This is a genomic window from Marinobacter sp. (assembly GCF_965229985.1).
Lineage (GTDB): Bacteria > Pseudomonadota > Gammaproteobacteria > Pseudomonadales > Oleiphilaceae > Marinobacter.
In genome coordinates this window covers 1-12,702 of sequence record NZ_OZ245935.1, presented here as the reverse complement: position 1 = coordinate 12,702, position 12,702 = coordinate 1, and the positions used below count along the sequence as shown (strand labels likewise).

The following is a 12,702-nucleotide window of genomic DNA, read 5'->3' as shown; positions in this document are numbered from 1 at the left end:
GCCATTGATTTAAACGAGAACGACAGTTAACGGAAGTAGAGATATAGTGAAAATCACCATGAAAAACGGCGAGCATCAGTTAAGGATAGAATCCGAAGCCGGGGCTTGTAGGCACATCAATATTCACTATCTGTCTCATGTAAAAGACTGGGAACCTTTCGCACAGCATGCAGTCAATTACTGCACGGGTAAGAAACCAATCTCAATAAAAAGTTGGTGGAGTCGCCTAAATAGCGTGTTGCGACCGACTATTACTGACTCAGAGATGAAAGCTTTTCCAAAGAAAGCCGACGACTGGTCGACGCTAATAAAAAATCTTTATCTGACGACATTGATCACGCCTGAAATTAAATCAAGCATCACTACACGGGTCGCTATTTGGAATAAAAATCTTCTCCCCTTTTTGGTGTACTTGCAAGACCGAGATCAGATACCCATTTCAGTTCTCATTCCCGCAATGAAGCAGGTCAATCAAGTCCAAAAAGAATCCAGCTTCAATGTGAGCATAATTGGCGAAAAGGCAGCATACAAAGTTAATAACAAAGACCAAATTGATAAACTAATTTGCCCGGTGAGCTTGAGCAGGACTGACTCTGAATATTTGGACGAGCTTTATTACGATCTTGAACGAAAACGAAATAGATTGCATCAAGCGTTAACAGATTATTGGAAGACCCTAAAAGCATTTTTTGAAGATGGCCAAAAATTAATAAACGAAATTGATCTCGCTTCTCTTGAGCGACGGGTCAAAGCTAAAGACTTCTATGACATATATCCTCGCGAAAAAGGCACCCCGCCCATTAGACGCCATTTTTCATCTGGACATAACAGGAAATCTTTCGCCGCCTATCTATTATTGAGCAAAAAATACAAAGGATTCATTAAACTTTCATCAAAAATTGAAGACTGTGGGCTGGCAAGCAGAACCGTTATGTGGGAAAACAAATCATTATGGATGAGTCATACCCCCCCGAGCCATATTGAAAAAGATAAAATCGGCTATACGGGAAAACTAAATTGGATGTTAGGCATTTTGGGTAACATGGATGTTTCCTTTATCGTCGCACTTTTAATGATGGAAAATCCAAAATTTACTTTTTTATCCTTGCTTAACTGCAAGGTTGAAGACAAACATGGTAAATCACGTCTCGAAATTGGGGAAACTTCAATTTCTTTTATGATTGAAAAGAGTCGCGCCAAAGCTTTTAAGAAAGAAGGGTTGTCAGATTTAAGTCTCGAGATTATCTCAACGCTTTTAGAAATGCGCACGGCCAACCTCGCGAATCTCCCCACCAATTTATCTAAGTACCTATTCGTTATCCTCGCCATGAATTCAAAGGATAAGGATTTTACCTGTGCGCAAGGTTCGAGAGTAACAGCCTATTTGACCGGGAGAACTGAAGGCTCACTCTTCATCGGCAGCTTGTTTCCGTCCCTTGCTGATGCCGGGATTTCCCGAAATCAGATAACCCATTCGAAACTGCGAGCTTCAGAAGGCGTTCTAGAGTATTTTCGAACTGGATCAATCAGAGCCGTTTCTAGAAAATTAGGCAACGGAACAAGAGTAGCGCTTGAGCACTATCTTCCAAAACCTCTCATAGCAGCCTATAACACAAGGCAGGTGAGACGGTTTCAAAACCTAATGCTTGTTTCCGCATGTGCAAATGAGGATTATCTACTCGACGCTGTAGATTTTAGTAATTTGAATGAATTACATAGCTTTATTCTCGAAATGCTTGCTCTTGATTCCAAAGGTAACAATCCTCTAATCAGCTATCTGAAGGATAAAATCGACGAAACACGCGAAAGGCATCAAGGCGATCTGATCGCAAATATTTCAGAGAGGTCTCTGTCATTGTTGTATGCTTATAAACTTATTGCCGAGAACAATAATATAGGTGCATCGACACTTGCACAGAAAGACTCTAAAACAGGTTTGGCTCCTATCAGTTTCATTACATTAGCAAAGCATTTAAACACCACCCTCTCTCAACATAACGAATCCTCCGTCAGAGAAACCAATTTTTCTGCAAAAAACAAAGCATTATTAATGGCCGAAAAATTGGAGTGGGATCAACTTATCATGCGACGGGCTAATATTTCATGAGAAAACTCAACGCCCATTTGGACTGGAGCCAAGCGGACGTAGTAAGCATTCAAAAGTATCTCGCAGGCTACGACTCTGGAATCACAATCTATTCCGGTGATTTTATCGCGGATTGGCTGCTATCTGGAATTCATGAAAGCAAATGGATCATTAAAACAGCAAAAACTGTTAAAAGGGCTGACGGTAGCTATAAGTACGTGCGAACCATAAATTGGAACAGACGGCTTCCTGATGGGACACTTCTCTATTCACCTCAAAATCGTGATTTTCTTGACTTCCTCCAGAAAGCAATTTTCGTGATAGTAGAATCAACCTCTATCGCTCCAAACGTCTCCGTGAGTTCACTACCTGGTCTAGTTAATAACCTTCTATCTTTTGCTCAATGGTGCTTTCGTAAAGATATTAATCTATGCCCACGATCAGAGTTTCTTAGAAATCTCACTCAAGAACGACTTTTTCGCTACGTAAGAGAGAAAATTCACGGCGGAATCATGGAGTTGTTCGGCGTTGCAGAGATTTTTAAAGCTCGTTTTTTTGAGATGTCCGGTACAGCTTTAATCAGCGACGATATTTACCATCTAACATCCGCTGATATTAGCGAAGCAATCAGAGTCTTTAAATCAAAAGGATTTTACCGAAAAACCAAATTCGGTGATTCTGTCATAGACCGCATGAAATTCGTCGAGGAATTTGAGCTCCCACAACAAATTACGCATAGCGATAAATTCAGTGCGTTTTTGAGACAATTTGAGCCAGATCTACTAAGGAAAAGCCAAGACGTTCTCGTGCCTGTGACGCTTGAGTATGAGTTTCCTGGACATACGACTCCGCTTATTTCTGAAGTTATAGCTAACAAGGAAAACATAAAGCAGTTCTTGGGTTACTTTAAAATTTTTCTATCTACAAAGAAGTTGTTCCACCGTGAATTGCCCGATTCAGAGCAGTTTAGGTTTGAAGAGATCCACACATACATACAGAACAATCAATTGCAGATTAAACACACACCTTGGATTCCGCTGCCCGTTTGTCTGCAGATAATCAACTCCTCGGTTGATTGGGTGCTTAACAAAGGGGAGGCGATTATCAGTGCTATGGTAGACGCTTTCGACACTTTGCACAACGAGGGTTTATTAGTCATTGAAAAACCATTTACTCAGCTTTATAAGAAACGAGAAATTGTTGTTGAAAACGTACTTCAACGACATCGAAAGAAAATAGAGATCAGTTCGTTTGATTATCACGGCCGCGATGTGGAATTATTCAGATCAAGACCTCCGCTAACCTATCTCATTGACATCTTGCGGGGTGCTTGTTTCATTATAATAGCTTCAATGAAACCGATCAGAGTAAACGAACTCTCCTCATTAAAATACGATTGTTTATATTTCAAGGATAACGATGGCTTTTGGCTCATGCAGGATATTGAAAAGTCGGGTATACGCGGAATCCTTCCAGAAGATGCGAAGCCAATTCCGCGTGTTGCAGCTAGGGCCATCGTACTACTTCAAGAAATGAACAAACATGCGCGAAAACATGTCCCTTCAAAAAAAGAAGAACAATACCTTCTGTATGGAATCAACTACGGATTTAGTTGGACATCTGCTTCGATTGCCGATCATGAATTCATAAGGTCACGGCTTTCCTATTTCTGTGACCATATCGAAGTACCACTCGATGAATACGGAAGACGGTGGTACGTCAATACACATGAATTACGAAAATCGTTTCTTTTGAACTTTTTTTGGACATTTAAATTTTCCTCCTTAGATAGCGCTCGGTGGATGGCAGGTCACACCAATCCAGATCACATTTTTGAGTATATTCAGGATAACTTTGAAGGCCAGGAGATGGTTGAGGTTGAATCTGAATATGCGTATCAGCAATTGAGGCTTTTCAAGGACGGTAATAATCTCTCTGACGTCAGCAACATCGAAGATGTTTATGACGCAGTCTGCAATCAGTTCAAGGTTAACTCTATTTCCGAGATTAAAGAAGACGAACTGAAACAATGGCTTGAAATTCAAATTGAGTCGGGTCATTTCGAAGTAACTGTTTTTGGTATCGAGAATGTCGATGAAGGATTAAAGGTCGACATTGCTATCAAGATTTCGTAGGCGGTGAGATGTCTGATATAAGAAAAGAATCCATTAGAGTGCTCTATCATTCAATGATTGAAGCACTGAAAAATCCTGACGCATATTCCTGGATAACATCTAAGTGCGGGAGCCAGGCTGCGATTGCTTCTGTTGAGCGAAAATCAGTAGGCATCCATGCAATGACTCTCAATACGTTCAAGAAGTATTCAGATACCGCACTCGACGGAGGTTTCGAACAACTCGAGAAAATAAGGGTCGCAATCAAAAAGAAAAGCAAAAATTCAAGAAACAAAAAGTCGAATGAAACTAAAAGTAGGGCCCTATTTTATAAAGAAAAACTCGACGAAGCCGAAAGGTTTCGAGCGATCCTCATCCGAGCATACACCGACTTGAATAGGATCTGTCTCGATGCAGTCAAAAAGAGCCCTGAATACCAATACGATTTGGACAGGCACAACGAATTGTATCGGGAGTATTTTTCTTTGACGCTCGTTGCCGACAATGACTAGTCAACTTTATCGCCTCATCAAAAATGTTCGATTTCCGACAATAGACAGATTCGATAGTGGAACCGGTGAGATCTTTTTGAACGATCGTGTACGGTATTGCTATTACTCATTTGTTTGGCCTAATGGCTCGCCTTGCGTAATCGCAGAAATGTATTTATGCGATAGAAGTAGGACTGTGACGGTGAACCAAAAGGATGGTGGGACACTTGGGAATTACGCGCGAAATCTTTCCCACCTAGTTCGATTTTGCTACGCGAGAAAGGTGAATTTCGCTGATTTGAAACACAGCCATATCGATGAGTTTATCTATGAACTCTGTCAAGAAACTGATATCTACAACGAGCGCGTCAGGAACAACAACACGGTTAAAGCCATTGTGGCAACCTCCATTAATTTTCTGGTTTGGGTTCAGCAAAACATTGCCACTGAGCGACTGATTGCGGGCGTGGATGATGCTGATAAAAGGTATCAGATAAAGCTAAAGCAAGAAGTTTATGCACATAGAACTGGTCGGCAAATCATTCACAACGTTTTCCCGATGAACATACCAAGAGCTACCACGACGAACGCAACCCCTATTTCAACAATAAACATCAGAAAATTGTGGGATACCCTTGAGGCTTCACGAAGCGATAAGAATGTGAGTAGAAAACTGCGAGGTCTTTTTTCTAGAAAGCAACAGGCGGACCATCTCGAATACATGCATAGAAGGCGTGAGCTGCAACTCGTGTTGCTTGAAGCAACGGGGCTCCGACCTCAAGAATTAATCACTATACCCTGTTCTAACAATGTGGCTAGCCTGAGAAAATCGCAACTGATTCTCCCCACACTCAAAGGCCGGATCGACTCCAAAAATAATATGAGAACGATTCCAATTCCACGCAGCTTGGCGATGAAGACTGAAATATTTATCAATTCTTACAGAAAGAAATTAATTGAACGCCTGCTTGCTGCAGGAATTATTCAATCAGAGAAGGATGTGGACAATGTAATCTATCTAAATTCTGAAAGCGGCAAAGAGGTACTTCCAGATGCCGCTTACCAAGAATTTCGGAGGCTTACGGTAAGAGCCGGCATCAAACAAAAGAACTGTCAGAAAATGTTTAGACATCGCTTTATCACCAATATGGTTAAGCTACACTTTATTAGCTTCATGGATAAGAATCCATTGAAGAGCCGCCACATCATTACCGACAGTGATTACCGAACAATACTAAAAAAAGTCGCGAGTTTTACAGGCCACAGAAGTGTTGACTCATTGTGGCACTACATCGATTTGGCTTGGGAAGAGCTTGATGCCTTCGCACACTCCTATGAGGTGAAAGAGCTTCAGGACAGATTGAAGAGCATCTTCTACCTAACCAACGAGTTGAAAGGCGATGTTCAGAATGTAGCTGGAAAGCAGATTAGCAACGTAACCATCGAGAAGTTAAATGCCAAGCTCAATCAGATCGAGGATCTCGTCGCGAACTTCCGAACTTAGACTACGAGCCCTAACGAATCATTGGCTCATTACACCGACTGCCCTACACTAGCGGTCTTTTCCTCAGGAGATACTATGTCAAGCACTTATGATGTGATCATTATAGGAGCAGGTGCAGCCGGGCTAATGTGTGCTTCAACAGCGGGATATCGCGGCAGAAGCGTATTGGTACTCGATCATGCCAATAAACCTGGTAAGAAAATCCTCATGTCCGGAGGCGGTCGTTGCAATTTTACCAACCTAAACAGCACGCCGGCGAATTTCCTGTCTGACAATCCCCATTTCTGCATTTCGGCACTCAAGCGTTACACCCCTCAAGACTTTTTAGAATTGGTAGATCGCCACGGCATTGAGCATGAGGAAAAAGCTGCGGGCCAGCTTTTCTGTAAAGGCAGCAGCAAGGAGATCCTCAACCTGCTACTCACTGAGTGCGAGTGGGCTGGCGCAGAAGTGCGACTTAAAACAAGCGTGAATAAAATCAACGGCGTCGATCACGGCTATCAGCTACAAACCAGCGGCGGCACCCTTACCTGCGAATCCCTGGTCATCGCCTGCGGTGGGCTGTCTATCCCCACCATGGGCGCCACAGGCTTCGGATACGACGTTGCACGGCAGTTTGGGCTTTCCGTGCATCCAACCCGCGCAGGACTTGTACCCTTTACCCTGCATCCAGAACTAAAGGAGCGACTGGCGCCACTCTCCGGTGTGAGCTGCCCTGTGGACGTGCACTGTAACAACGAACATTTCCGCGAACCGATGCTGGTCACTCACCGTGGTCTAAGCGGCCCCGCCATGCTGCAAATATCGAGCTTCTGGCATCCCGGAGATACAATACGGATCAACCTTCTTCCGAGCGTGTCTGTTTGTGATAGGCTGCACGAACATCGCAAAACAAAACCACGGAGCCATATCCGCCATTTTCTCGAAGATTTCTTGCCGAAAAGGTTTGCAAAAGCTTTCTGCGAACTCCAAAAGTGGAACAAACCATTCCAGTATTGCCGCAATGAAGACTTAGAGGCGATAGCTGACGTCCTAAGTCATTGGGAAGTGCGACCCGCAGGAACGGAAGGATACAAAACAGCCGAAGTTACCTTGGGCGGAGTGGACACTCGTGATCTGTCATCAAAAACGATGTCAGCAAGCAATCAGCCAGGGCTTTTTTTCATTGGCGAAGTGGTGGATGTGACTGGTCATCTGGGCGGTCATAACTTCCAATGGGCTTGGGCTTCTGGAGTAGCCGCTGGGCAACATGTCTGAATGGTTTTTGGCATTTGAAATTCAATCGACCAGAGCGGAAGAACAGACGACCTGGAGTCAACGGCTAAATGAGCAGATCCTTAGGTGAGCACTGTAGATGATCTGCTAGCAGGTAGATTTTTTCGATAGTAATGTTCACTTCTCCTCTCTCAATCTTCCCCACATAACTTCGATCAATTCCCGTTTCATGAGCGAGTCGTTCCTGAGAAAACCCTTTCGATTTTCGAATCGCACGCAAATTCCGGCCAAACGCCTCACAAATCGGTGAGCCCATTTCTTGCCCTCACAAAAGACAAGACTATGGTTTCTTGAGGCATTTCGAGCCACGGCATATACTACCCATTTTTCGGGGGTCGACCAGATCGACCTACAGACGAATCGGACCGCCTTATGAAAAAATCGCAACCACTGAGCGTCGACAAGATCCTGATCGAACTCCTGAGACAGCAGTCAGATACTCCTTTTTCCAATACCAGCATCCGGGATATGTATCTTCTTCAAATACCCGAAGTTCAGCGGCCAAGCCGCAACCAAGTTCGCAAGTACATATACAGAGAACTTCTACGCCTTGAAAAGGCAAAAGTTATCGATCGCTACGAGGGATCGACTGGCCGCGGATGCAAGTTTATCTACCGTTCAAACAACCAAGACATTTCCCTGGAAGCCAAGCCTTCTCCATTTAGCGCTGCATATGGGCACGTTGAATCGTCAATGGATGGTGAGACACAACGGGCGTTGCAGGAGGAGCTTTCTAAAAGGAAGGTCGAACTGATTGCCAGCATTGGTGAGGCGGAGGAATACCAGCGCCTGTATAACAAATACCCGGCACTTCGGAGCGCCGTGAAGGCACAGTACCTGGAGTCTCGCGAAAGAAGCACGAAACTTCTGGGCCAACTTCGAGCTGTAGAGTCGGTCATTACAAAAATCGGATCTCCCGCATGATCCAACTGCGCCTTTGGCAAAGAGAGTGCATCGATCAAGCCCTTCAAGCTTTTGAGTACCAATCCCACTTTCTATGTCACGCAACACCTGCGGCGGGCAAAACCGTCATGGTAGCATCGGTGGCGAAAGTCCTTCTGGAGCGCGGCAGCATTGATTTCGTCTTGTGTTTTTCCCCTTCACGGGCAGTAGCACAAAGCGTCGGCAAGACATTCAGCCAAATCCTTGGGCGAAGCTTCAATGGCCAGATCGGCGCAGCAGGCGGTTCCTATACCTATCAGTCGATGAACACGCTTCCCAAAGAGCTATGGCGAGTACTGAGTGAACACAGGGTCTTCGTGGTATTGGACGAGATCCATCATTGCTCCGGCAGCAGCTGGGGGGACGAACTCTCACTTGGCAACAGTTGGGGGCGAACAATTCTCGATCGGATTCAAGGAAAGGCTTCCTTCACAATGGCGCTATCAGGAACGCCTTGGAGGACTGACGACAACCCAATAGTACTTTCTCGCTACACGCAGCCTGACGGCGAGCTCCATTGTGATTACGAATATGGCTTGGAGCGGGCGGTTACCGACGGCGTTTGCCGAGCCCCAAAAATCGTGCTCACTGATAATCGAGAAATCAGCCTGAGGTCATCGGAACTCGGCCTTAAAACCTACTCCAGCATTCGGGAAACAATCAGCCAGGGTCATATTACTTATCCTGACTTTCTGTTCCGGGACGAAGTGATCGACCAGACACTCTCCGAAGCATCAAAAAAATTATTAGAGATCCGGAAGCAGGTTCCTACGGCTGCCGGCCTCATTGTAGCGGCTACAGTGGCACACGCAGAACAGATTGCAGCTCGGCTTTCAGCGTTCGGAGAAAGACCTGTTGTTGTCACTTACAACACTCCCGAAGCCCATCAAATTATTTCAAACTTCAAAACATCATCTGATCGATGGATCATTTCTGTGGGGATGATTAGTGAAGGAACCGATATCCCGAGATTGCAGGTGTGCTGTCACCTCAGCAGGATTCGAACAGAGCTCCATTTTCGGCAAGTCCTCGGCAGAATACTCCGGCGCCAAGCAAGGGAGCCATCTAACATTGGTGGCTGGCTCTACGTCCTTGCAGAGCCCAGCTTGACAGAATTTGCACGCAGAATTGGTGACGACCTGCCAGGGCAGCACGTGGTTTCATTTTCGCCAAGATCATCAAAGCAAAGCCCGGATGAAGCAAAGGGCTCTGAAATGCTCCAGCAAGAGGGCCAGTCAGCAGCGTGGGACCTCGGTATCGATAATACGGGCACATGGGATGTTGCACCGGAACATAACGGCGCTAGGGAGACTATTGATCTATCCGTGAGCAATCAATACTGGAGTGAGGTTTTGTCCCTATTCGGTGAGAGGGCAACGTAGTTTGGTCAGGAGTTTTTATATAGTGGGATATCTACAGAGGCATATAAACTCTGTTCAGATTAGGTGTTTCATTGATTTCGAGTTCACCCAAATATTGCTGGAACTTGTGAAAAATACTAACGCGCGAAAAGCACAAGGCTTCTGATGGATTATTTCAGCGATCACTCACCGCTTCTCGTCATTGATTTAGAGGCGACCTGCTGGGAAAGCCGGCACGCCCCATCCGGCCAGCCACAAAGCATCCATAACATGGAGATCATTGAGTTTGGGTGCGCGCTGGCCACTCGTGACGGAACGCTACTGGACAGCAAGTCTTTTCTGGTGCGCCCCGTGCGGCACCCCCATCTGAGCGGTTTCTGTACAAAACTGACTGGCATTAGCCAGACAATGGTGGATGCAGCCCCCGGATTTACGGTGGTGTGTCAGGAGATCAACGCTTGGCTGGGGAGTCCTGCCAAGGAGTTCATCTGGTGTAGCTGGGGGGATTACGACCGACTCCATATTCAGGCGGAGAGTGAACAATACAACTCACCACCGGTTTTTCTGACCTACCCTCATCTGAACCTCAAACAGATCTGGCGTAGGACAACGGGGCAGAAGAAAAAGAACGGGCTGGCCCACGCTCTGGCATTTCATGAGCTCGAATTCGAGGGACACCACCACCGGGGTGTGGATGATGCACGCAACATCGTCCGGCTATTGCCTTTTATGGACTGGTCACTCGGAACCGAGCTGGTAACCCAGTGGCAGAGTGGGCGCCTGGATGCGCTGAACGAGTTAAGTGCGCTAGATCAAGAGCTCGGGCTTGGGTACGACTGAGCTGATGTTCCAGCATCGAGCATCAGGGGCAATCTGAGAAATCCTTCAACTGAGGCCGCCCCCAGACAACGACAGACAAAGTGCCTCTAAGACGAACCCATACATCCCAGAACAGCGGCTCTCACGGGGGCCAGCCACGTTTAGCGATGTGATGGCATTGCGCTGAACGAACTCTCGGATCATACCCGCTGCAGTGCTCGCCGCCACACTCTCGGTGTCAATAAGCTTATAAGGTTTCTTCTCTCTGATACAGAAAGCCAGCGTGGCTTCAGTACCACCTTCTGGGGCGCTGTGATAGAAAATTACCGTACCGTCGGCATTCAGCACGTTGCGTTTGGTGCGCTGGCGGTACCCACCGGTAATCTCTTCCAGCGGGTAACGGTCATCGATGGGTCCATCTTCAGCCATGCGCCCCCTCGGGCAGCACCCGCCAATGGCCAGTCCCGTTGCCAAGCCCGCATCGAGGGCTGCCCGGTCAGCGCCAGTCTGGCCTCCACTGATCACCTTTCTTGGACACATCATCGTAAGTTAAGTCACATAGCCGGATCGGAGTTCTGCACTTTGCCGTAAGCCAGTGCGTACCGCCGTGCATCAGCCTCAGCCCGGTGCGCAGGCACCGTTAAAGCGGCCCGATGACGAAACCGTTCTGTGGCGTCGGGGCCGATCTCAGTATAGAGCACACGAAGGTCCACGACCTTGAAGTCGTGTTCCATTCTCGCAGCGCGAAACAAGGTATCAATCCATTGAGCATCAAAATCAGGCGCGTCGCTGCACACCGTTTTCCAGCCCCAGGGCATCACTCAACCGCTCGGCAGCTTGCTCCACCGATAAACCAGCTCGTATGAGGGGCTCTCGGGAAATCCCATGAATGGTTTCTGCCTTCGGCTCCCAGTATGTCCACGCGGGGGATGGTCGAATCAGGAAGCTATCCGCGCTACCCAAGGAGTCCACCCAGGCAATCTCAATCGGGTAGCTTTGTTGCATGTCCAACCCAGACTCCTCAACATCGATGAACGTGACTAGGGGGCGCTCCCGGTTATACTTTGGGCTATTCCGAGGAACATAGTGTGTGACATGGGCATGTCTCGATAAGGATGGCCAATGACGGCTGCGTTTTAGCGCGACCAGCCTATCAGATTGTTCGCTGAAGACGGATCCGACTGCGCGTTCCAGAGCAAGGTTACCATTGCTTGCAGACAAAGCATGCCACCCACATTACACGCGAAATAGGAAGACCGATGAGGCTTGTATGTGTTTCTGACACCCACAGTCTACACCGCCGGATACCACAGGTGCCGGATGGCGATGTCCTGATTCATGCCGGAGATTGCCTTGGGGCTGGCACCCTAGATAACGTGGAAGACCTGAACGATTGGCTCGGCACTTTGCCCCACAGGCACAAAATTGTCATTGCCGGTAACCATGATTGGGCGTTTCAGGAGACACCCGAGCTTGCTGTCGAAGCGCTGACGAATGCGATCTATCTTGAGGACAGCGGCGTCATCATTGAAGGTGTTCGATTTTGGGGCTCACCCTGGACACCCACCTTCATGGACTGGGCATTTATGCTGGATCGCGGCCAGTCACTGTATAACAAGTGGCAGCAAATCCCCGACAACACTGATGTACTGATAACCCATGGGCCACCGAAGGGTATCGGGGACCAAGTGAATCTCAGCTTCAAATGCCAGAACGTGGGGTGTGTTGATCTCTTACATCGGCTCAGCCAGCTTAACCTTACAGCACACGTCTTTGGGCATATTCACGAAGGCTACGGCGAGCACCGTCACGGCACGGCGACGTTAATCAATGCCAGCACCTGCACCGCACGATATGCGCCCACCAACCCACCGATCGTTCTCGACCTTTGACAAGACGGGAGACGAGACATGACTGCGGAAGAACTGATCAAACGGCTGAAAAGCCTGCCACCGGAGACGCCGGTCCTGGTTGAGGGTTACGAAACGGGGTTTGATGACGTAGTGGATTTGAAGGCCCAGTGTAATCTCCCAGAAAATAATCGAGGCTTTGAGTAGAGACTTATACAATGAACGCAAAGGTCGCAAAGCGAACATTTGGATTTTGGACA

Annotated in this window: 14 protein-coding genes; 10 read left to right on the top strand and 4 right to left on the bottom strand. The window is 47.1% G+C overall.

All coding sequences use genetic code 11. The features are described 5' to 3' along the window. The first annotated feature begins 46 nt into the window (after nt 1-46). From ACO06L_RS00070 to ACO06L_RS00050, 5 genes are all read left to right on the top strand, one after another. Nucleotides 47-2,107 carry a hypothetical protein gene (locus ACO06L_RS00070; RefSeq protein WP_177190656.1) on the top strand — a complete coding sequence of 687 codons (2,061 nt, stop codon included), beginning with the start codon at nt 47-49 and terminating at the stop codon, nt 2,105-2,107. Then, a complete protein-coding gene (locus tag ACO06L_RS00065; RefSeq protein WP_075195764.1) occupies nt 2,104-4,221 on the top strand; it encodes a hypothetical protein in 2,118 nt (705 codons plus the stop codon). Before ACO06L_RS00070 ends, ACO06L_RS00065 begins: the two co-directional genes overlap by 4 nt. Nucleotides 4,222-4,229: 8 nt before the next feature. Then, nucleotides 4,230-4,712 (top strand): hypothetical protein, encoded by a 483-nt coding sequence (locus ACO06L_RS00060; RefSeq protein ID WP_075195763.1) that lies wholly within the window; start codon nt 4,230-4,232, stop codon nt 4,710-4,712. A gap of 181 nt (nt 4,713-4,893) precedes the next feature. Next, nucleotides 4,894-6,195 (top strand): site-specific integrase, encoded by a 1,302-nt coding sequence (locus ACO06L_RS00055; protein WP_083637217.1) that lies wholly within the window; start codon nt 4,894-4,896, stop codon nt 6,193-6,195. 75 nt (nt 6,196-6,270) lie between these two features. Continuing rightward, entirely contained in the window at nt 6,271-7,452 is a 1,182-nt protein-coding gene (locus ACO06L_RS00050; RefSeq protein ID WP_075195761.1) for an NAD(P)/FAD-dependent oxidoreductase, read from the top strand. 64 nt (nt 7,453-7,516) lie between these two features. Here the strand turns inward: ACO06L_RS00050 and ACO06L_RS00045 are convergent, their stop codons facing one another. Next, nucleotides 7,517-7,726 carry a helix-turn-helix domain-containing protein gene (locus ACO06L_RS00045; protein WP_075195760.1) on the bottom strand — a complete coding sequence of 70 codons (210 nt, stop codon included), beginning with the start codon at nt 7,724-7,726 and terminating at the stop codon, nt 7,517-7,519. Nucleotides 7,727-7,842: 116 nt separating this feature from the next. Here ACO06L_RS00045 and ACO06L_RS00040 point away from each other — a divergent pair, with 116 nt between their 5' ends. The 3 genes from ACO06L_RS00040 (at nt 7,843) to ACO06L_RS00030 (ending at nt 10,613) form a co-directional block, all read left to right on the top strand. Beyond that, nucleotides 7,843-8,394 (top strand): hypothetical protein, encoded by a 552-nt coding sequence (locus ACO06L_RS00040; protein ID WP_075195759.1) that lies wholly within the window; start codon nt 7,843-7,845, stop codon nt 8,392-8,394. Then, nucleotides 8,391-9,794 (top strand): DEAD/DEAH box helicase, encoded by a 1,404-nt coding sequence (locus ACO06L_RS00035; RefSeq protein ID WP_075195758.1) that lies wholly within the window; start codon nt 8,391-8,393, stop codon nt 9,792-9,794. The genes ACO06L_RS00040 and ACO06L_RS00035 overlap by 4 nt, the downstream gene beginning before the upstream one ends. 144 nt (nt 9,795-9,938) lie before the next feature. Further along, entirely contained in the window at nt 9,939-10,613 is a 675-nt protein-coding gene (locus ACO06L_RS00030; protein ID WP_075195757.1) for a 3'-5' exonuclease, read from the top strand. A 45-nt stretch (nt 10,614-10,658) separates the two neighbouring features. Here the strand turns inward: ACO06L_RS00030 and ACO06L_RS00025 are convergent, their stop codons facing one another. Genes ACO06L_RS00025 through ACO06L_RS00015 form a run of 3 tightly spaced genes read right to left on the bottom strand, consistent with a single transcriptional unit; the run spans nt 10,659 to nt 11,597 of the window. Beyond that, on the bottom strand, nt 10,659-11,135 hold the full coding sequence (locus ACO06L_RS00025; RefSeq protein ID WP_075195756.1) for a putative molybdenum carrier protein: 477 nt from the start codon (nt 11,133-11,135) through the stop codon (nt 10,659-10,661). Nucleotides 11,136-11,146: 11 nt separating this feature from the next. Beyond that, nucleotides 11,147-11,344 carry a hypothetical protein gene (locus ACO06L_RS00020; protein ID WP_136633023.1) on the bottom strand — a complete coding sequence of 66 codons (198 nt, stop codon included), beginning with the start codon at nt 11,342-11,344 and terminating at the stop codon, nt 11,147-11,149. 25 nt (nt 11,345-11,369) lie between these two features. Continuing rightward, nucleotides 11,370-11,597 (bottom strand): hypothetical protein, encoded by a 228-nt coding sequence (locus tag ACO06L_RS00015; protein WP_075195754.1) that lies wholly within the window; start codon nt 11,595-11,597, stop codon nt 11,370-11,372. A gap of 254 nt (nt 11,598-11,851) precedes the next feature. Between ACO06L_RS00015 and ACO06L_RS00010 the strand changes: the two genes are divergently transcribed. Further along, entirely contained in the window at nt 11,852-12,484 is a 633-nt protein-coding gene (locus ACO06L_RS00010; protein WP_075195753.1) for a metallophosphatase domain-containing protein, read from the top strand. An 18-nt stretch (nt 12,485-12,502) separates the two neighbouring features. Then, entirely contained in the window at nt 12,503-12,649 is a 147-nt protein-coding gene (locus tag ACO06L_RS00005; RefSeq protein ID WP_172514340.1) for a hypothetical protein, read from the top strand. The last annotated feature ends 53 nt before the right edge of the window (nt 12,650-12,702 follow it).